At 64.2% G+C, this 18,385-nt stretch carries 20 protein-coding genes, 1 tRNA gene, 1 other RNA gene and 1 riboswitch; of the genes, 7 read left to right on the top strand and 15 right to left on the bottom strand.

The annotated features are described in order from the left end of the window. Positions 1-139 precede the first annotated feature (139 nt). Both orn and ABEA06_RS01830 read left to right on the top strand, forming a co-directional pair. Entirely contained in the window at positions 140-766 is a 627-nt protein-coding gene (gene orn, locus ABEA06_RS01835; protein WP_303381635.1) for an oligoribonuclease, read from the top strand. Between the two features lie 105 nt (positions 767-871). Further along, a tRNA-His gene (locus ABEA06_RS01830) sits at positions 872-944 on the top strand. A gap of 126 nt (positions 945-1,070) precedes the next feature. Here ABEA06_RS01830 and yidD read toward each other — a convergent pair. Continuing rightward, positions 1,071-1,376 carry a membrane protein insertion efficiency factor YidD gene (gene yidD, locus ABEA06_RS01825; protein ID WP_345310365.1) on the bottom strand — a complete coding sequence of 102 codons (306 nt, stop codon included), beginning with the start codon at positions 1,374-1,376 and terminating at the stop codon, positions 1,071-1,073. 139 nt (positions 1,377-1,515) lie between these two features. Next, positions 1,516-2,700 (bottom strand): zinc-dependent alcohol dehydrogenase, encoded by a 1,185-nt coding sequence (locus ABEA06_RS01820; RefSeq protein ID WP_345310364.1) that lies wholly within the window; start codon positions 2,698-2,700, stop codon positions 1,516-1,518. Positions 2,701-2,812: 112 nt separating this feature from the next. On the opposite strand from ABEA06_RS01820, the gene ABEA06_RS01815 reads away from it, so the two are divergent. Beyond that, positions 2,813-3,751 carry an SDR family NAD(P)-dependent oxidoreductase gene (locus ABEA06_RS01815; RefSeq protein ID WP_345310363.1) on the top strand — a complete coding sequence of 313 codons (939 nt, stop codon included), beginning with the start codon at positions 2,813-2,815 and terminating at the stop codon, positions 3,749-3,751. A gap of 103 nt (positions 3,752-3,854) precedes the next feature. On the opposite strand, the gene ABEA06_RS01810 is transcribed toward ABEA06_RS01815, so the two are convergent. The 8 genes from ABEA06_RS01810 to ABEA06_RS01775 form a co-directional block, all read right to left on the bottom strand. Then, entirely contained in the window at positions 3,855-4,226 is a 372-nt protein-coding gene (locus ABEA06_RS01810) for a DMT family transporter (protein ID WP_303381631.1), read from the bottom strand. Beyond that, positions 4,227-4,541: a DMT family transporter gene (locus tag ABEA06_RS01805; protein WP_303381630.1), complete on the bottom strand. Its 315-nt coding sequence runs from the start codon at positions 4,539-4,541 to the stop codon at positions 4,227-4,229. A gap of 12 nt (positions 4,542-4,553) precedes the next feature. Next, positions 4,554-4,620, bottom strand: a riboswitch (guanidine-III (ykkC-III) riboswitch). Between the two features lie 172 nt (positions 4,621-4,792). Then, positions 4,793-5,698, bottom strand: coding sequence for an SDR family oxidoreductase (locus tag ABEA06_RS01800; RefSeq protein ID WP_303381629.1), 906 nt, complete (start codon positions 5,696-5,698; stop codon positions 4,793-4,795). A 53-nt stretch (positions 5,699-5,751) separates the two neighbouring features. Continuing rightward, positions 5,752-6,390, bottom strand: a complete 639-nt coding sequence (locus ABEA06_RS01795; protein ID WP_312397001.1) for a response regulator transcription factor — start codon at positions 6,388-6,390, stop codon at positions 5,752-5,754. Positions 6,391-6,424: 34 nt separating this feature from the next. Further along, positions 6,425-7,258: a glycosyltransferase family 2 protein gene (locus ABEA06_RS01790; RefSeq protein WP_303381627.1), complete on the bottom strand. Its 834-nt coding sequence runs from the start codon at positions 7,256-7,258 to the stop codon at positions 6,425-6,427. Further along, the gene (locus tag ABEA06_RS01785) at positions 7,243-8,259 is read right to left on the bottom strand and encodes a glycosyltransferase (protein ID WP_345310362.1); all 1,017 of its coding nucleotides are present in this window, start codon (positions 8,257-8,259) and stop codon (positions 7,243-7,245) included. The genes ABEA06_RS01790 and ABEA06_RS01785 overlap by 16 nt, the downstream gene beginning before the upstream one ends. After that, positions 8,256-9,317 (bottom strand): glycosyltransferase family 4 protein, encoded by a 1,062-nt coding sequence (locus ABEA06_RS01780; RefSeq protein WP_303381625.1) that lies wholly within the window; start codon positions 9,315-9,317, stop codon positions 8,256-8,258. The genes ABEA06_RS01785 and ABEA06_RS01780 overlap by 4 nt, the downstream gene beginning before the upstream one ends. Beyond that, positions 9,314-10,303, bottom strand: a complete 990-nt coding sequence (locus ABEA06_RS01775) for a glycosyltransferase family 1 protein (RefSeq protein ID WP_345310361.1) — start codon at positions 10,301-10,303, stop codon at positions 9,314-9,316. The genes ABEA06_RS01780 and ABEA06_RS01775 overlap by 4 nt, the downstream gene beginning before the upstream one ends. 286 nt (positions 10,304-10,589) lie before the next feature. Here ABEA06_RS01775 and def point away from each other — a divergent pair, with 286 nt between their 5' ends. Beyond that, entirely contained in the window at positions 10,590-11,159 is a 570-nt protein-coding gene (def, locus tag ABEA06_RS01770; protein WP_345310360.1) for a peptide deformylase, read from the top strand. Between the two features lie 111 nt (positions 11,160-11,270). On the opposite strand, the gene ABEA06_RS01765 is transcribed toward def, so the two are convergent. From ABEA06_RS01765 to ABEA06_RS01750, 4 genes are all read right to left on the bottom strand, one after another. Continuing rightward, positions 11,271-12,053: a YaaA family protein gene (locus ABEA06_RS01765; RefSeq protein ID WP_345310359.1), complete on the bottom strand. Its 783-nt coding sequence runs from the start codon at positions 12,051-12,053 to the stop codon at positions 11,271-11,273. 17 nt (positions 12,054-12,070) lie between these two features. Further along, positions 12,071-12,445, bottom strand: an RNA gene (gene rnpB, locus ABEA06_RS01760) — RNase P RNA component class A. Positions 12,446-12,484: 39 nt separating this feature from the next. Beyond that, a complete protein-coding gene (locus ABEA06_RS01755) occupies positions 12,485-13,213 on the bottom strand; it encodes a zinc ribbon domain-containing protein (RefSeq protein WP_345310358.1) in 729 nt (242 codons plus the stop codon). Beyond that, on the bottom strand, positions 13,210-14,133 hold the full coding sequence (locus ABEA06_RS01750) for a Nif3-like dinuclear metal center hexameric protein (RefSeq protein ID WP_345310357.1): 924 nt from the start codon (positions 14,131-14,133) through the stop codon (positions 13,210-13,212). The genes ABEA06_RS01755 and ABEA06_RS01750 overlap by 4 nt, the downstream gene beginning before the upstream one ends. A gap of 70 nt (positions 14,134-14,203) precedes the next feature. On the opposite strand from ABEA06_RS01750, the gene msrA reads away from it, so the two are divergent. The 3 genes from msrA (at position 14,204) to epsC (ending at position 16,588) form a co-directional block, all read left to right on the top strand. Next, positions 14,204-14,743: a peptide-methionine (S)-S-oxide reductase MsrA gene (msrA, locus tag ABEA06_RS01745; protein WP_303381619.1), complete on the top strand. Its 540-nt coding sequence runs from the start codon at positions 14,204-14,206 to the stop codon at positions 14,741-14,743. A gap of 85 nt (positions 14,744-14,828) precedes the next feature. Further along, positions 14,829-15,764 carry a cysteine synthase A gene (cysK, locus tag ABEA06_RS01740; protein ID WP_303381618.1) on the top strand — a complete coding sequence of 312 codons (936 nt, stop codon included), beginning with the start codon at positions 14,829-14,831 and terminating at the stop codon, positions 15,762-15,764. 239 nt (positions 15,765-16,003) lie between these two features. Continuing rightward, a complete protein-coding gene (gene epsC / locus ABEA06_RS01735) occupies positions 16,004-16,588 on the top strand; it encodes a serine O-acetyltransferase EpsC (RefSeq protein WP_303381617.1) in 585 nt (194 codons plus the stop codon). A gap of 94 nt (positions 16,589-16,682) precedes the next feature. Here the strand turns inward: epsC and gndA are convergent, their stop codons facing one another. Beyond that, positions 16,683-18,140: an NADP-dependent phosphogluconate dehydrogenase gene (gene gndA / locus ABEA06_RS01730; RefSeq protein WP_345310356.1), complete on the bottom strand. Its 1,458-nt coding sequence runs from the start codon at positions 18,138-18,140 to the stop codon at positions 16,683-16,685. Positions 18,141-18,385: the final 245 nt, after the last annotated feature.

Genomic DNA, 18,385 nt, shown 5'->3' with positions numbered 1-18,385 from the left:
CGCCCGATAATGTCTCTCACCCTACGACGCCGCCGTGCGAGCGAATCCGCGAAAGGCCCGGTAACGGCGTCGGCCTGAATCCTATCGCGATGCGCGGGGCGCACGCGCCCGGGGCCCCGGGCGCGGTAAGTTAGAGGACGTGTCTATTTCTAATCAGAGAATCGTATGGATCGACTGCGAGATGACAGGACTGTCCCTGTCCGACGACGCCTTGATCGAGGTGGCCGCTCTCGTGACGGACGATGATCTGAATGTCCTAGGCAACGGCGTGGACGTTGTCGTCAAACCCTCCGACGCCGCACTGGTGCAGATGAACGACTTCGTGCGGAACATGCACGTGACATCCGGGCTGTTGCCCGAGTTGGCCCAGGGTCTGGGGATGGAAGAGGCCGAGGCCCAGGTCCTCGAGTACATCAAGGAATGGGTTCCCGAGCCCCGGAAGGCACCCCTGGGCGGTAATTCCGTGGGGACGGACAAGACCTTTCTCACACGCGACATGCCCAACCTGGTGGATCACCTGCACTATCGCGTGATCGACGTGTCCACCATCAAGGAGCTCGCGCGCCGCTGGTTCCCCCGGGCCTACTTCCAAGCTCCGGAGAAGACCGGCAACCACCGAGCCCTGGGCGACATCGAAGATTCCATTGATGAACTGCGCTACTACCGGCAGATCCTGTTCGCCGCAGAGCCGGGCCCCAGCTCCGACGACGCCCGCAAGGTCGCGGCCTTGATCAACGCGTCCCGCACCCGCTCCGGCAACTTCTGACGCCCCTCCACGGCCCCGCGCGCCCGATGCGGAGTTAACGCAAACTTTGCGCTATAGTGGTCGTCGTTGCCCGCGCAGGTGTTACACCTCGTGACGGGTTACATGGTGGGCGTAGCTCAGTTGGCAGAGCGCCTGGTTGTGGTCCAGGAGGTCGCGGGTTCAACCCCCGTCGTTCACCCCGAATCAACGAGGTCCCCGTGCTTGATCAGTAATGTGATCCGGCACGGGGACCTCGTTTTTTGCTTTATGTAGACGGCTCGTTCAGACGGTCAGTGGCAGCGAGCCGGGCGGGCCCGGGACGGGTCTAGTACCGGATCGGGATGGGGATGCCTCCGCAGCAGCAGACACCGTTCACCCGGGGGCGGTCCGCGCCAAGCATCATGGCTGCTTGATAACACGCCGCGAACTGGAGCATGGTCGGAACAACGCCGCGCAGCAACCCGCGCTCGGCAATGATGTTCCGGATCACAGCGGAGCAGGACTGCTCGCCTCGAGCAACGAGATACGCGCAGTTAAATCCTTTGCGCGGAGAGAGATAGCGCTGGTACCCACGAATGGCCAGATCCACGGTCCTACGCGGAGAAGAACTAACCCAACTCAGTGTTGACATGGTCCAACACTAGCCCTCGCATCCGAACATCCGCGAGACCCCCCGCGAGGTATCTCCCGAGGCATGATAAAAGGCGGCCGGGACGGAGTGGATACTTGATATCCAGCCCGTACCGACCGCCCATCGGAACTGGTCCCGACTACGGCTTGAGTACCACCTTGATGCAGCCGTCGCTCTTTTCCTGGAACATCTTGTAGGCCTCGGGCGCATCCTCCAGGGACACGTGGTGGGTTGCAAACGTCTCCAAGCCCAGGGTGTCGTCGGGTTCGGAGGCAATGGCCAGCAGATCATCGGTCCAGTGCTTCACGTGGCACTGACCCATGCGCATGGTGATGCCCTTGTCGAACATGGTCATCATGGGCATGGGATCCGCCATACCCCCGTACACGCCCGACAACGACACGGTGCCGCTCCGTCGCACGGCATTGATCGCGGTGTGTAGCACCTCGAGCCGGTCGATGCCGACTTTCTCGAACGCTGCTTGCCCCAACTTCTTGGGCAGGCGGGCGGCACCGGCAACGATCTTTTCCGAGATCGGGTTGCCGTGGGCTTCCATTCCCACGGCATCGACGACGCTGTCCGGTCCCCTGCCGTCCGTCATTTCTTGAAGCGTGGCGGCGACGTCCTTGACGGTGCGTCGATCCACTGTTTCCACACCCCAGGACTTGGCCAGCTCCAGGCGCTCGTCCACGAGATCCACGCCGATGATGCGATCTACGCCCATCTGCTTGGCGGACCGGACGGCCATTTGCCCCACCGGTCCCAGACCAATGACGGCCAAGGTGTCACCCGGGCCCACATTGGCCCATTTCACGCCCTGCCAGGCTGTGGGAAGGATGTCACTGAGGTAGAGGAAACGCTCGTCGGAGTGGGTCTCGGGAAGTTTGACCGGACCGAAATCGGCATGCGGTACGCGCACCATTTCGGCCTGGCCACCGGGAACGGAACCATACAGTGACGAGAACCCGAACAGCATGGAGCCCATGTTCTTGGACTTCACCTGAGTGGTCTCGCACTGCGCATACAGTCCGCGATCGCACATCCAGCAGGAACCGCAGCCAATGGTGAAGGGAACCACCACTCGATCGCCCGGCTTGAGGTTGGTGACCTCTTCCCCCACCTCTTCCACGATGCCCATGAACTCGTGACCGAGCACATCACCGGGTGACATATAGGGGCCCAGTACCCCGTAGAGATGCAGGTCCGAACCGCAAATCGCTGTGGACGTGACCCGCACAATCGCATCCTTGGGATGCTGGATGACGGGATCAGGTACTGATTCAACTCGGACGTCGCCGAGTCCTTGCCATGTGAGTGCACGCATAACCATCAGTTAACTGATGAATGGGCGGCATTGCAATCACCGCGCTCCAATTCATCGCGATTCACGGCAAATCCTCCGGTTTCCGATGCCCAGCCTCCCGTAAACTAAACGGATGGTAAGCACACTGAAGATTGCACTGGTACCCGGTGGGTCACGAGGTCTCGGCCTCCTGGTCAGCCGCGAGCTCCTGGACCGGGGCCACGCGGTAGCCATTGCCGCTCGGGACCACGATGAGCTCACTCGCGCGAAGGAGCAGCTATCACCCCATGGAACCGTCAAGGACTATGTCTGCGACGTCCGCGACGCAGACGCCGTGAAGCAACTGGTTCGCGAGGTGGAACAGGACATGGGCCCCGTGGAGGTCCTCATCACCGTGGCCGGCATCATTCAGGCCGGCCCGCTCGAGGCGATCACCGTGGAACACTTCAAGGACGCCATTGACACCATGACCTACGGCCCCATTTACTGCGCGCTGGAGGTGTTGCCCGGCATGCGGCAGCGACGATCCGGTCGCATTGGGACCGTCACCTCAGTGGGTGGGCTGATATCTCCTCCCCATCTACTCCCCTATGCCACCGCCAAGTTCGGCGCGGTGGGTTTCAGCGAAGGACTCGCGGTGGCCCTGGCCGGTTCCGGCGTTACGGCTACCACCATCGCTCCGGGTCTCATGCGCACCGGTTCCCATGAGAGAGCCTTCTTCACGGGTCAGTCGGCCAAGGAGTACGCATGGTTTGCCCCGGCAGCGTCCTTGCCCGTTCTCTCCATCAACGCGGACCGCGCGGCGCGGATCATCGTGGACGGTGTATTGGCGGGCAAACCCACGGTGTTGGTCGGCTGGTTGCCCAAGGTCGCCCAGCGAGTCCACGGCCTGGCGCCAGGCCTGACCACGCGCGGCCTGGGGTTGGCAAATCGGCTACTTCCCGGGGCACGACCGGAACAATCCGGGCTCCAGGAAGGCAGGGAAGCCGCTTCCGCCCTGAATTCCAAGGTTGTGAAGGTACTCACCACCCTGGGCTCCAAGGCTGCGCGCAAGAACAACGAACGCGGATAATGCCCGCAGCCACGTCGTGAACAACCCGGTGCCTTCCGGACTCAACAAGGCACCGGGTTCCTGGCTGGGTCAGTGAGTGGGCAGGGTTAATGAGGGGCCAGGGTCAGCGAGTGGTCGAAGACCCGGCTCCACCTGCGGAGTCCAGGGCGTCAACCGGCTTACTGGGGGCCAGTTTGAGGCCGACCACCGCCGCAATGATGCCCGAGAGAAAAATGATCTTCCCGGCCGAGACGCTTTCCGTTCCGGTGGCCATGGCATAGATCACCGTCAAGGCGGCCCCCACGCCGGTCCACACGGCGTATGCGGTGCCGATGGGAATGTGTTTGGCGGCCCAGCCGAGTCCCGCCATGCTCACGGCGAGTCCGGCGAAGAACACGATGGTGGGGGTCAACTCGCTCAGGCCATTGGATTCACCGAGGGCGGTGGCCCAGACAGCCTCGAACACGGCACTGATCAACAGCACAATCCACGGCATTCAGCTCACCACCTTCAGGCCGATCACGGAGCCGACGAGCAACACGAGCAGGAGCACCCGCACAATGGTGGGACGCTCATAACCCTTCACGAAGCCCCAAATCACGGTGAGCGTTGCGCCAATCCCGACCCACACCGCGTACGCCGTGCCGGTGGGAAGTGAGGTCATCGCCCACGCGAGACCAGCCATGCTCAGGCTCAGACTCATGAGAAAAATGAGGGTGGGGACCAGACGTTTGAATCCGTGCGATGCTCCCAGGGCGGCCGCCCAAACGGCCTCGAACATCCCGGACAGAATAAGAATCAACCACGCCATGACGTGCATCTTTCTGAGTCAGTCTTGTCGTGGTGCGGGTACTGCTCCCTCGTCCGCGAGCCCAGATGCGGGGCTCCGCTGCTCAATGTAGCAAAGGAGGGTGCCGATCTCGATCCTCCATGAACACTCCGGCAGCAGTCCCCGCGCGGGCGACGGCGTACGACCACGGCCGCCCGGGAGGGGCGGCCGTGGTCGTCCAAGATGATCCGAACGTGAGCACCGCGTGCCCAGCGGTCCGAGCGCGGTCCGGGTTAGAAGACCGGCTTACCTCCGGTGACACCGATAACGGTGCCGGAGACGTAGGAGGCCTCGGCCGGGCTGGCGAGGAACACGAAGGCGCCGGCCAGTTCGGAAGGCTGACCCGCACGGCCCAGGGCGGTGTCGCCGCCGAACGCGGGCATCGACTCGCCGGCCTTGGTGGCCGGCTGCAACGGGGTCCAGATCGGGCCGGGCGCCACCGCGTTGACGCGGATACCCTTCCCGCCGACCTCGTTGGCCAGGTTGACCGTGAAGTTGTTGATGGCCGCCTTGGTGGAGGCGTAATCGATCAAGTTCTCGGACGGGTCGTAGGCCTGAATCGAGCTCACATTGATGACGCTCGAGCCGTCCTTCAGGTACTTCAGGGCCTGCTGGGAGACCCAGAACAGGGCGTACAGGTTGGTCTTGAAGACACGGTCCATTTCCTCGGTCTTCAGACCCTGCAGACCGCCATCGCGGCGAGCCCACTGGAACCCGGCGTTATTGACCAAGATGTCCAAACCACCCAGCTGGGAGGCGGCGTCATCCACCACACCACGGGCGTCCTGTTCGTCCCGGAGATCCGCGGGAAGAAGCACAGCCTTGCGGCCGGCCTTCTCGATCCACTGTTTGGTGTCCTCGGCGTCGGACTGTTCTTCCGGGAGGTAATTGATGGCCACATCCGCGCCTTCCCGCGCGTACGCAATGGCCACGGCGCGGCCGATACCCGAATCACCACCGGTGACCAGCGCCTTCAGGCCTTCGAGCCGGCCTCGCCCGACCCAGCTCTCCTCACCGTGGTCGGGCACGGGGGTCATCTCCGTGGTCAGCCCCGGGGGAGCCTGTTCCTGAGTGGGGAACCCGCCTTCTTCTCCGGCGAGTTCACGTGCGGCTTTGTCTGCGGCAAATTGATCAGTCATATGACTATTCTGCCGCGTCGACCTGAGTGGTTCTACCACCTCAGGGGGTGAAATCAATGATGAGTTCTTTCTGGCTGCATCCCGTTCTGCACGCCCCACAGCACCGCTTGACTGCGTCGCTCCACACCCATTTTTCGGTACGCGGAACGGATGTAGGACTTGACGGAGTTAATGCTCAGGTAACACGTGCGGGCGATCTCATCGTTGGTCGCACCCTGGGTGATCAGGGCGACAACCTCTGCTTCGCGCGGTGACAACCCGGCACTGCGGCCGGGCCAATCGGCGATCTCGATATGTTCCGACATCGGTTTCGGCTCCACCACGCGTTCGCCCTGGTGGATCCGGATCAGGGCCTCGGCGAGTTCATCGGCATCGAGTTGCTTGGACAGATAGCCGTCGATACCGAGGTCTAGCGCTTGCTGCACCTGAACGTCGGCCACGTGCCACGTATAGACGACCAGCTTCCGGTTGCGCTCGTCCTCGAGAAGCCGCACCACGTCGTACCGGCCCCGGCCACGTGCGGCAAAGGCGTCGTAGAGCACCAGGTCCACGACACGGCTGGGGTTCTCCCCCGCTGCAAGCTCCACGACCTCGAGCCGGTCGAAGTCCTCCAGCATCCGTGCAATGCCCTGCGTCACCACCGGGTAGTCATTCACCAGGGCCAACGTAATCGGAACGTGCTGATCATTCACAAGAATGACTTTAGTGGCAGATGATCCCTAGGTGCTATCGAGGGTCGGTCGCAGCGCGCCACTGCCCACCCTCTCGGGTCAGGTGCCCCGACCCGAGCATGTGCTGCAACCAACCTTCCATGGGGTCGAACCCCCATTTGCCGCGGAAGATGTTGGCATTGCGCGCTATCGACGCCGCGTGCTGCACCGGGGGCGTCACGGTGGGGTGATGCTGATGGTAGGCGCAGGCCAGCCCGCTCCACCACATGCTCCCTCCGGCCGCGGCGAGCCGCTGCCCGAAATCGGTGTCCTCTCCCCCGTAACCCACGTAGGACTCGTCGAACCCACCAACCCGGTTCCAGGTTTCGACCGTGGCGGCAATGTTGAGGGACCACAGCATGCGGGGATCAGCCTCAACCAGGGCTGCACCCTGAGGTATCACTCGCGCGTCGTGATCACGACCGAGCTCGACCACGCGCTGGGGGGTGTAGTCGTGCTCGCCCATGCCCTCGGGCAGGTACTTGACCCGGCCACTGATCACGGCCGTTTCGGATCCGATCTCCACTAACGCTCGTTCGTAATCGCCCAGCAAACCTCGTTCGGGCAGACAATCCACATCCAGCAGGACCACGGCGTCGGCCCCCAGCCCGCTCGCAGTGGCCACCCCCGCGTTTCGCGCCGCGGCCAGCGGCAGTTCCCGGGCGGGTTCCATGCTGACGACGACGCCGCGCCCGTTCCCGTGCCCGGCCACCAGATCCGCAATCTCGGGGTCACCCATGCTCACCACAACGTGTGCATGCGGTTGCGGGTCCAGCGCGGACACCCAATCGAGTTGTCTGCGAAGGTGCGCGTGGCGGCCGCTGACAATGGTGATCAATGCGATCCGCACGTCACCACCACATCATCGAGGCGCTCGATGGCCTGCGCCGCACGGCGTGCACCGTCTCCGTGGCGCCACCGGGACCAGCCGGAATTACCGCGGGCCAGCGCGTTGCCCAACAGCGTGGGCCACTGCGCCGCCTCCGGCCAGCCGTCGAGTGCGGTGCACACATCTGCGTTCCTGAGCGCTCGGACGGTCGCGTGCTGTTCGTCGAAGGGCCTGGGCTGGGCAATCACCACTGCCGGCCGGGCCGCCGCCGAGAGTTCGGCCACCGCATTATTACCGCCGTGGGTCACCACCACATCCGCGTCCTGCAAGTCCGCCCACAGATCGGGCGAGGGGTGTGCGGGTGTGCGAACGGTCCACTCCCAGTCGGGGCTCACCAGCCGGGCTCGGTCAATGTCCTGCTCCGTCACCTCGGTGCCTCCCCCGCCCCAGACCACCAGAACTTTGCGGCGCGAACTCGGCCCAGTGACGTCGGCGGCAGGCCCCGCGTACGCGGCCGCGAGTTGGTCGAAACGCGAAGTGGCTCCGGTGAACACGGTTTTGTCGGTCCACTCGCGCGGCCAGTACTCCTCGGCCGTTTCCGCGGTCCACGGGGCAACAATGAGGGAGGCGGCATCATATGCGTCCCGATGCGTGCGATCCGTGCGGTTTCCGCGCATGGCCATGACCACGGTACGGACCCCCAGGAGCCGAGCCAGGAGCGTCACCTCCGCGGAGGTGTCCGTGACCATGACCGATATGTCCGATCCCAGCCGCTCGGCCAGCAACCGCATGCGTTCGCGGTATCCCGCGTGATCAAGGGGCGCCCAGTGCAGCACACCATTGGCCGTGGGATCCACAGGGGAACCGGGAACATCCATGGGCAACGTGCACCACTCACCGGGCCAACCCTCCGGTGCCCCCAAGGAACTGAACCCCGTCACGGGCACGCCGAGCTCGCGCGCAATGCCCAGCGCTCGGGTGCGATGGCCCAGCCCCTGGTGATGGATGTAGTAACCGATCATTGCGCGACCAGCTCCCGGTAGTAGTCCACATACCGATCAACGGTGGCGTCCAGCGAACAGTGGGCGCGTGCATGCTCACGCACCGTGCAACGATCCAGGGCGAGCACTCCCTCCAGGGCGCGCGCGGCGCTCGAGACAGTGAGGTCGTCGGTGGCCTCGGGAAGCACCGATAACCCGCCCGGGGCACGCACCACCTCCGCCAAACCACCTCGAGCAATCGCCAGAACCGGGGTACCGCACGCCATGCTCTCGGCCGCGACCAGTCCGTAGGGTTCCTCCCATTGCGGCGTCACCAGGCACGCGGCACTGTGGGACACCAGGTGGTGCAGCTCATCCGGTTCCAGGTGACCCGCGTAGGTGATGTCCTCCGACAGCAAGGGCTTCAACTGAGTTTCGAAGTACTCCTGGTTGGACAGCGGACCGGCAATGCGCAGTTTCCACCCCGCCTCCCGAGCGATCAGCGCGGCGAGGTGGGGTGCCTTTTCCGGCACGATCCTTCCGGACCACACCAACGAGTCCCCTCCGGGACCCAATGACCAACGGTCGAGGTCCACGCCGTTGGGAATCACCCGCGCGTCCGTCACATCACGCCACATGTGCGCGATCGACGTGCTCACGGCTGCGGTTCGTACCGAGGGGCTCAACCGTAACGCCGGTTCCATCCACGGCGTGTTGGGCGTGTGCAACGTGGTCAGTAGGGGCTGTTTGAGTGACTGGGCCATGGCAATCGGCAGGTAGTGCAGTGAATTGTTGTGCACCACATCGATGTCATCACGTTCAGCCAGGGCGGTCATGACCTGCAGGTAGGAAATGGTCTCGCGCACTTGGCCCTCAGGGGGCATCGAGACGTCGCTGCGGGCCTGCTCACTGAGTGACACCGGTTCGACGGCGAGCTCTTCGGCGCCTAATTCCGGGTCACTTCCGGGCGCGGCGAAGACCACCACGTCGATCCCTCGTTCCCGAAGTCCCTTGGCCAGGTACCACGTGAATGATTCGAGGCCACCCGCGAAAGGAACCGCGATGGGAAAGCGGTCATGGGCCAACAACGCAATTTTCATGATGACCTCCCCGCCGTTGCCGCTTGATAGATCCGCGAGTGTGCTCGCGCGATGTCCTGCCGTTGTCGAGTGCGTTCCGAGCGCGTGGTTCGCCACGGCGGCAAGGCGGGTAACCCGTCGAGTGCGGCCGCAATTTGATTCGAATCCGGTTGCCCCTGCTCATCCCAGTCAAAACTCAGAACCCCCGGATGCTGCTGGTCATAAAAACCCACCTTCGGGGCCAGCACGCGCGTGCCCAGGTCGTAGCAGGCTTCGAGCCACCCGGAATGCGTACCGAACCGGTACGCGAGGACGGAAAGATCCACGCCCAGCAAGTAATCCCACAGCTGGTCGTCCGTGTAGAAATCGTGGACGTGGACACGCACGTCCTCGCGATCACGCGCGTGGTTCAAGAGTTCGGAAACTTCCTGGTTGTAATGGGGCATACCGGGGGTGAGCACATCCGTGTGGACATCGATGAGTAAATCCATGTCACGGTCACGGATTTCCGCCAGCAGGGTTCGCAGGACCGGCAGTGGATTCATATTGGTGCGCATGCTTTTCAGGTGCATTCCCACGGTGACGGTCTCGCGCTGCGGACGCGGGTGGTCCAGTACCTCCAACTGCACCACGTGCGGGTGCGCAATCACGGTGGCGTCGCGACCCCAGCGCTGGCGGATCTCCTGCGCCGCCCCCGGAGTCAGGGTGATCAGGTGATTCGCCGCGGGAATCAGAACATCCAGTGCGACGTCATGGATCGAAGGATCCGTCTGATGCGGGTTGCGCAGGTCGTGAACCGTGTAGACAAGCGGCTTGCCGTTGTCGCGCAATGCCGCAACGATGCGTTGGAGCTCCGCCGGCGGCACGGCATCGAAGCCGAAGTGCAAATGAAAAACATCGAATTCATGGGCGTGGTCATTGATCCACTCCACGTCCAACATGACCAGGGGCCACCAGGGTGCACCGGGAACCGATCGTTCCGGGGTCGGGTCGGGCAGGCGGTACACAGAGCCCGAGCCTTCTGGGTCCGCCAGGTGTTGGATATACACGTGGCCGTGCGGTGCTGACGCGACCCTCACTCGGGCATGCCCCCTTCAACTCAGTCCATTAGGTGTTGTGATCCATCGGCCAGTTCATCCCGAACCGCGAATCTGGCGCCACACCCCTCCGGGGGAGGATATGCAGCATGCTTAATATTAGCGGTGCACATGATGCGCCCGCGACATCACACGTCACGCGATATATTGGCCTGCGGACCATCAGCCCCGACAGCACTGTGTGAGGAACCACAACATGGCCATTCGCCCCATCGTCATTACCGGGAATCCGGTGCTCCACCGTCCCGCGGCGAAGGTCACCGAATTCAACGACGAACTGCGCGCGTTGATTGCGGACATGTACGAGACCATGGACGAGGCCCACGGCGTAGGACTCGCGGCACCCCAGATCGGGGTGGGGTTGCGGATCTTCACCTACGGCTTCGACAACGATGACGGAGTCCCTGCACGCGGCGTGATCGTCAACCCGGCACTGACCGCGGGCAAGATCTCCGAAGTGGCCCCGGACCCGGATGAGGAATCCGAAGGCTGCCTGTCGGTTCCCGGTTACTCGTGGCCGCTCAAACGTGCCGATTGGATCCGCGTAGCGGGTCAGGACGAGAACGGCGACCCGCTCGCCTTCGAGGCCAACGGCTGGTTCGCCCGCGTGATGCAGCACGAGTACGACCACTTGGACGGCAAGCTCTACGTGGACCGGCTCAACACCAAATGGGGCAAGAAGGCCAGGAAGGCCATTAAGCAGGAACAGTGGTCCAACGACTCGACCTGGCTGCCGGGCGAGGACGAGGACCCGTTCGGTCACTGACTCCCGGGCAGCAGAACCGGCTGGCCAGCCACCCATTGCCCGCGGCTCGCAAACTCGGACGTCGTGATGGGACGGGTGGGCGCCGTGTCGAGTCTGCGGGTCCGGAGGACTTCACTTCGCGGGCGGGTCCAGGACGACGGTGAGTGTTCCGGCTTTGCGCGCAGTGGGCTCGGTCAGCTCTACCGTCCAGCGCTGAGCGAGGGCAGCACGGACGGCCTCGACGGTCTCAAGAGTTCCGTGCGCCGCCACGTGTTCACACAAGAACCGCGCCACCAGGCCCCTGGTGTGTTTCGCGTTGTGCGAGACCACTGAGCGCTTCCCGGTCTCGTTGAGCTGTTCCACCCGCACGGCAACGGTTCGAGCGGCCGGCGGCTTCCACGCGGCGGCGTAGGCGGCCGAGCGGCAATCCACGACCACCCGGCCGGCTGCGGCCTGACCCAACACCGGGAACAGACGCGGCTTCCACCAGGTGTTGAGCTTTCCGTGCCGGGGCAGATCCGTTCCCATCGACAACCGGTATGCGGGAATATGGTCGTGGGGCCGCACGGCGCCCCACAGTGCGGAGATCACCACGAGTGAGCGATCCGCCACCTCGCGAGCGGCGTCGGAGAGTGAGGCCGCGTCCAGGGCGTCGTACAGCACTCCGGAGTAGACGGACAGTGCCGGGCCGGAAGGCGCGGTGAGAAGCTCACGGTTGCGAGCGACGTCGTCCGCCAAGGATTGCCCCACACCCAGAACCGCGAGCGCGTTCTTCTGCCCGCTCACGTGCGCCAGTGTGGCGACCAGACGCTCTCGATCCTCGGTCAGCTCCGGAAAGCTGAGGGCGCCTCGGGCAATGGGGGCACCGGAGACGGGAGCGGTCTTGGACTCGGACGGGGGCAGCAGAATCAGCACCCCAGAAGTCTAGTGGAGGGACAGGCGGGCCTATGAGCCGGGTTCTGTGCCGCGGCCGGTTACCCGAACCGCGGTGGTGACCATCCATCTAGGCCGCGCGTTGCCGCGCGGCTCAAGCAGCCTACCCGGGCACTTGGACGAGCAGCCCTCGAACGCACCCTGCATGGCCTTGCTCCGGATGGGGTTTACCGAGCCGCACCGGTCACCCGGCACGCTGGTGGTCTCTTACACCACCTTTTCACCCTGACCCGCGCGTGGCGGGCGGTTTATTTTCTGTGGCACTTTCCTGCGGGTTTCCCCGAGTGGGCGTTACCCACCATCCAGCTCTGCGGAGCCCGGACTTTCCTCGAGACGCGCCTTTCGGTGCGCCGCGCGGTCACCCGGCCCGCCTGTCCAGCGTCGATCCTACCGCGCGACCCGGCCCGGTCTGCTCAGCGGACCAAGAGCGCGGAGCACTCGATGCACGTGGGAATGGTTCCGGCGGGCGCGTTGAGGATCAATTGCGCGTCCCCCGGACTCATGTGCGTTCCGCACGCCCCGCATGTCTCGCGCTCGAACCGTGCAACCGCGATCCGCCCGCCCCCGCGGGCATTGCGCAGCGAGTCGTAGCGCGCGACCAGGGTCTCGTCGCCCACCGCGCTCACCCGTTCGGGCCGTTGGGCCGTGAGCTCGCGGTGACGATCCTGCAACTCGGCCAAACCCCGATCCCGCTCGCTCACCGCATCTCGGGCCTGGGCGTCCGCGGCGCGCAACAGCGGGAGTTTCTGTTCCCGGTCCGCCGCCACCGCTTCGGCGTGTTCCATGGCCTGGTACTGGGCGTCCTCGGCGTGGCCACGCTGCTTGGTGAGCGTGTCGATCTCGTGCTGGATCCCCATTAAATCCTTGGCCGTTCCACCGTGGTTGAGCCGCTCGCTGTCCCGGTCGATCCTGGCCTGAATCTCCCGCACCTTGGTGTCCGCCCCGTCGACGGCGCTCGCGGCTTCTTTGCCACGGGCATCCAACTGCTTGGCCGCCTCGATGGCCTGGGCGCGGCGGGCCAATAACGATTTCACATGCTCGGACTCCTGCAAGGATTTGGCCTTGACCATGATGGCGTGCAGTTCGGAATCCACCGCCTGGAGGTCCAGGAGGGCGAGCAAAGCGGCCTGTTGTTCGGTCATGAAGTCTCTCCTGAGGTGTGATTCGGCGTTGAATCGGAGTCGGGTGAGGCTACCCGGAAATCCCACGGGTCGGTTCGCACATCACTCACGGATACCTCCACGTCGAATCCCCGGGCGGCAAGCGTTCGCTGCAGGTCCTGGGCACCCCAGGGAAGCCACAGGGCCTCGCTCGCTGCGTGCGCGGCGTCGATCAGTGCGGGCGCGCCATGACCTCCGGGTCCCAGGGCGTGCTCGCGTGCTTCTGAGGCGGGGTGGTGGCGCAGGTCCGCGGTGATGTACACGTCCGCCCGCGCGGCACGGACCTCTTCGAACAGTGAATCGCCGGCGCCACCGCACACGGCAACGGTGGTGATCATTTGATCCGGGTCCCCCGCGATGCGCAGTCCCTGCGCGGTGCCAGGGAGATTCGTGGCCAGGCGGTGGGCGAGTTCCCGCAAGCTCACGCTGCGGGACAGGGTGCCCACGCGCCCCAGCCCCGCGTTCGGGTCGGTGCCGTCAGCAAAGAGCGGGGCGGCGTCGTCGGGATTGACACCGGTGGCCGCGATCAGGGCGTCGGACACGCCCCGGCGAGCGGAGTCCGCATTGGTGTGGCAGGCGAGGAGGGCACAGCGGTTCTCGATCAGGTCGTGGATCACCCGTCCCTTGAACCCGAGCGCCGCCACGGAGGTGGCACCTCGCAGGAGGAGCGGGTGGTGGGTGATCAGGAGGTCGGCGTGGCGCTGGAGCGCGTCAGCGATGACCGGGGCCACCGGATCCACCGCGAAAAGGATGCGTTGCACCGGCTGGTCCGGACGGCCGGTGACCAAGCCCGAGGCGTCCCAGTTCTCCTGGAGCCGGAACGGCCACAGGGAATCCGCGGCATCCACCACCTGTGCAAGTGTGGGCATCAATCGGTGGTGGGGTTGGGCCTCGGACGTCATGTGACCATCCTAGGAGGGCAGACCGCCGGCGGCTCGGGAATTGTGCGGCGATTTGCGCGTTATATGGACTATGAGTTCTCCCTCAACAGAAACCTTTGTGCTCGCCGGCGGTTGCTTCTGGTGCTTGGACGCCGTCTACCGCCGGGTCCGCGGCGTGCAAGACGTCCGCAGCGTGTACACCGGCGGCCAGACGCAGCACCCGGATTACGAATCAGTGTGCTCGGGCACCACGGGTCACGCGGAAGCCGTGGTCGTCACCTTCGACCCCATGGTGGTTCCCGCGGACGTGATCCTGGACCTGTTCTTCACCGGCCACGATCCCACCACGTTGAACCGGCAAGGCTACGACGTGGGCACGCAGTACCGCTCCGCCATGTTCCCCGCCAACGAGCAGCAGCGGGCACTCTTCGAGCAGGCAATCAACAAAGCTCAGCCCCTGTTTCAGGACCCGATCGTCACGACCATCGAAGAACCCCAGCCACTGTGGGAGGCCGAAGATTTCCACCAGGATTTTTACGGAAACCAACCATTCAACGGCTACTGCCAGGTGATCATCAATCCCAAGTTGGCCAAGGTCCGCAAAGATTACGCCGTGTGGCTAACGCACTGAGATCCGACAGGCACCGGCGCTAGGCTGAAAACCAGTTTTGCGCTGACACACCTCCCGGCACGAATCCACGACAGGAGAAACATCCATGGGCAAGATTTACGAGAACATCACGGAAATCGTGGGCGGAACTCCCCTGGTCCGCTTGAACCACTTGGACCAGGACCTTCCCGGCAATGTTGCCGTCAAGCTCGAGTTCTACAACCCGGCCAACTCGGTCAAGGACCGGATCGGTAAGGCCATCATTGACGCCGCCGAGGCGTCCGGTGAGCTCAAGCCCGGCGGCACCGTGGTGGAGGGCACCTCCGGCAACACCGGTATCGCTCTGGCCATGGTGGGTGCGGCTCGCGGTTACAAGGTCATCCTGACCATGCCCGAGACCATGTCCACCGAGCGTCGTGTGATGCTGCGTGCCTTCGGCGCGGAAATCGTTCTGACCCCCGGCGCCGAGGGCATGCGCGGTGCCGTGGACAAGGCCGAGGAAATCGTGAACACCACCGAGAACGCCGTGCTGGCCCGTCAGTTCGCCAATCCCGCCAACGTGGATGTCCACTACAACACCACCGGCCCGGAGATCTGGGAAGACACCAACGGCGACATCGACATCTTCGTAGCCGGCATTGGCACCGGTGGCACCATTTCCGGTGCCGGCAAGTACCTGCGCGAGCAGAAGCCCGACATTCGCATGGTCGTTGTGGAGCCTTCGGATTCCCCGCTGCTGACCGAGGGCAAGGCCGGCCCCCACAAGATTCAGGGTCTCGGCGCGAACTTCATTCCCGAGATCCTCAACCGCGAGATCTACGACGACGTGTACGACGTCACCGTTGAAGATTCCGTGACCACCGCCCGTGAACTGGGTTCACGCGAGGGTATTTTGGGCGGCATCTCATCCGGTGCCATCGTGTGGGCCGCGCTCGAGGAAGCCGCCAAGGAAGAGAACCGCGACAAGCTGATCGTGGCGATCGTGTGCGACTTCGGTGAGCGTTACATCTCCACCATCCTTTACGAAGACATCCGCGGCTGATTCCGCCTCACAGCGGATGAGTCGAGAACGCATGCGCGGCGAGCGGCCAGAGGGTCGCCGCCGCGCATGCGCTTTTAAGACCATTGCCGCCGAGACCCGCGGCTTCTCGAGGATGCTTCGGGCGCGGGAATAGCATGAGAGTTCGATAGCGTTGGCACAAACGACGCCACCGGTGTCGGCTGACATCACGAGATCATTGGGCCCCCGGACACGGGGCGGAGCAGAAGAGGTAATGACACGTGAGCTTTTGGCGCAGACTCAAGGAGGATCTCGAAACCGCCCACGTCCACGATCCAGCGGCTCGCTCGAATCTCGAGATCGCGCTGAATTATTCGGGGCTGCACGCCATCTGGGCGCACCGGCTCTCACACAAGCTGTGGCAGGACCCCAACACGCGTTTACTGGCCCGCACGGTGTCCCAGGCTGCGCGGTGGGCCACCGGTGTGGAGATCCACCCTGGCGCCACCATTGGCCGGCGTTTCTTCATTGATCACGGCATGGGTGTGGTGATCGGGGAAACCGCTGAGATCGGCGAGGACGTCATGATTTATCACGGCGTGACCCTGGGCGGCCGTTCCCTGGAGCCGGTCAAGCGTCACCCCACCGTGGGCGACCGTGTCACCATCGGCGCCGGCGCCAAGATCCTGGGCCCCCTGATGATCGGATCGGATTCCGCCGTGGGTGCCAATGCCGTGGTCGTCAAGGACGTCCCGGAGGACTCCATCGTCACGGGCATTCCCGGCAAGATTCGCCAGCGCACGCCCGAGAAGCAGGAACCCCTGGTGGACCCGGCCACCTACATCGATCCCGCCATGTGGATCTGAGGCTGTCGAGCTCTTCTGAGAATCACGACGCCGCGGGCCGCCTTTCGTTCGAAAGGCGGCCCGCGGCGTCGTGAGTGGCTCTACTGTCTGCGAATCAGGAGACGACCTCTGAACGGTTTCCGCTCCACAGGACGTGGAACGAGCTCTCCGGATCGTCCACACGCTTGTAGGTGTGCGCGCCGAAGTAGTCGCGCAGGCCCTGGGTCAGGGCGGCATTCAACCGGGGGCGCCGCAGGGCGTCGTAGTAGGCCAACGCCGAGGAGAACACCGGTGCCGGAATGCCGCGTTCCACGGCGCGTGCCACCACCCGGCGCCATGCGGGCAATGCATCCTCCATGGCCGCAATGAACTCGGGGGCGAACAGAAGGTTCAGGGGATCCTTGTCCCCCGCGTAGGCCTCCATGATCACGTTGAGCAGCTCCGCTCGAATGATGCAGCCCTCGCGCCACAGGCTGGCGATGGTGGCCAGGTTCAGATCCCAACCGTATTCACGGCCGGCCATGGTGAGCATGTCCAGGCCCTGGGCGTAGGAGACCAACTTGGACGCGTAGAGCGCCTTACGGATGTCGTCCACGAACTCCGGGTCCTTGACCACGTCTTCGGTGGTGTCTCCGATGCCCGCGGGCAGGATGTCCTGGGCCTCACGGCGCATTTCCGGCTCGGAGGAGGACAGCGCCCGAGCGAACACGGACTCGGCTATGGCCGTGACGGGCGACCCCAACTCGAGGGCTTCCTGAACGGTCCAACGCCCGGTGCCTTTCTGCCCGGCGGCGTCGGCCACGATATCAATGAACGGCTTGCCGGTCTTGGAGTCCACCTGACGCAGAACGTGGGCGGTGATCTCGATCAGGTAGGACGACAGCTCGGTCTTGTTCCACTCGTCGAACACGTCTGCCTGTTCGGCCGGTTCCAGCCCGGCGACCGAGCGCAGCAGCTCGTGCGCCTCACCGATAACCTGCATGTCTGCGTACTCGATGCCGTTGTGCACCATTTTCACGAAGTGACCGGCACCGTCCGTGTCGATCCAAGCGCAGCAGGGCTTACCGTCGCCGGCCTTGGCTGATATGTCCTCGAGCATGGGACCCAGGCTCTTGTAGGACTCCTCGGAACCACCCGGCATGATGGACGGGCCGTTCAGAGCGCCCTCCTCACCGCCGGACACACCGATTCCCACGAAGTGCAGGCCGTTCTCCGCGCATTCCCGCTCGCGGCGGCGCGTGTCCTGGAAGTACGAGTTACCCCCGTCGATGATGATGTCGTCCTTGTCGAGCAACGGAGTGAGTTGTTCGATCACGGAGTCCACGGGAGCACCCGCCTTGACCATGACCAGGATGCGCCGCGGCTTCTCCAAGGAGTCCACGAGTTCCTGCATGGTCTCGGTGCGAATGAAATCGCCTTCCGAACCGTGCTCCTCGAGCAGAGCATCGGTTTTACCCACCGAGCGGTTATGAAGGGCCACGGAGTAACCGTGGCGAGCAAAGTTGCGGGCGAGGTTCGCGCCCATCACCGCGAGGCCGGTGACACCAATTTGAGCTTTCTTATCTGCAGCCATGGCACAAGCCTACGCACCGAGGGGGCGGCTGAGCGGGTATTGCCTTTTGTTCCCACGCTCACAGTTGGGCAAGGGAGAAGCCCCGGACCTGTGCGGTCCGGGGCTTCTACGGTGGAGACCGACGGAATCGAACCGCCGTATCTGTCACGCCCGAAAGCGATCCAGCGCACCAGCGTCCCCTGGTACGAAGGCACTGTTCCGTGCGTTCGTGACTCCTACGTTAACCCATGCTTGCCATCAGATGC

Origin of the sequence: Kocuria gwangalliensis (assembly GCF_039544365.1) — a bacterium.
GTDB lineage: Bacteria > Actinomycetota > Actinomycetes > Actinomycetales > Micrococcaceae > Kocuria > Kocuria gwangalliensis.
This window is presented reverse-complemented; position numbering and strand designations above follow the sequence as displayed.

Coding starts and splice junctions, on each gene's coding strand:
- ABEA06_RS01805 (WP_303381630.1), bottom strand. CDS start 4,541: ATGGCGTGGTTGATTCTTATTCTGTCCGGGATGTTCGAGGCCGTTTGG.
- ABEA06_RS01815 (WP_345310363.1), top strand. CDS start 2,813: ATGGTAAGCACACTGAAGATTGCACTGGTACCCGGTGGGTCACGAGGT.
- ABEA06_RS01800 (WP_303381629.1), bottom strand. CDS start 5,698: ATGACTGATCAATTTGCCGCAGACAAAGCCGCACGTGAACTCGCCGGA.
- def (WP_345310360.1), top strand. CDS start 10,590: ATGGCCATTCGCCCCATCGTCATTACCGGGAATCCGGTGCTCCACCGT.
- ABEA06_RS01820 (WP_345310364.1), bottom strand. CDS start 2,700: ATGCGTGCACTCACATGGCAAGGACTCGGCGACGTCCGAGTTGAATCA.
- cysK (WP_303381618.1), top strand. CDS start 14,829: ATGGGCAAGATTTACGAGAACATCACGGAAATCGTGGGCGGAACTCCC.
- ABEA06_RS01780 (WP_303381625.1), bottom strand. CDS start 9,317: ATGAAAATTGCGTTGTTGGCCCATGACCGCTTTCCCATCGCGGTTCCT.
- gndA (WP_345310356.1), bottom strand. CDS start 18,140: ATGGCTGCAGATAAGAAAGCTCAAATTGGTGTCACCGGCCTCGCGGTG.
- ABEA06_RS01755 (WP_345310358.1), bottom strand. CDS start 13,213: ATGACCGAACAACAGGCCGCTTTGCTCGCCCTCCTGGACCTCCAGGCG.
- msrA (WP_303381619.1), top strand. CDS start 14,204: ATGAGTTCTCCCTCAACAGAAACCTTTGTGCTCGCCGGCGGTTGCTTC.
- ABEA06_RS01810 (WP_303381631.1), bottom strand. CDS start 4,226: ATGCCGTGGATTGTGCTGTTGATCAGTGCCGTGTTCGAGGCTGTCTGG.
- ABEA06_RS01750 (WP_345310357.1), bottom strand. CDS start 14,133: ATGACGTCCGAGGCCCAACCCCACCACCGATTGATGCCCACACTTGCA.
- ABEA06_RS01785 (WP_345310362.1), bottom strand. CDS start 8,259: ATGATCGGTTACTACATCCATCACCAGGGGCTGGGCCATCGCACCCGA.
- yidD (WP_345310365.1), bottom strand. CDS start 1,376: ATGTCAACACTGAGTTGGGTTAGTTCTTCTCCGCGTAGGACCGTGGAT.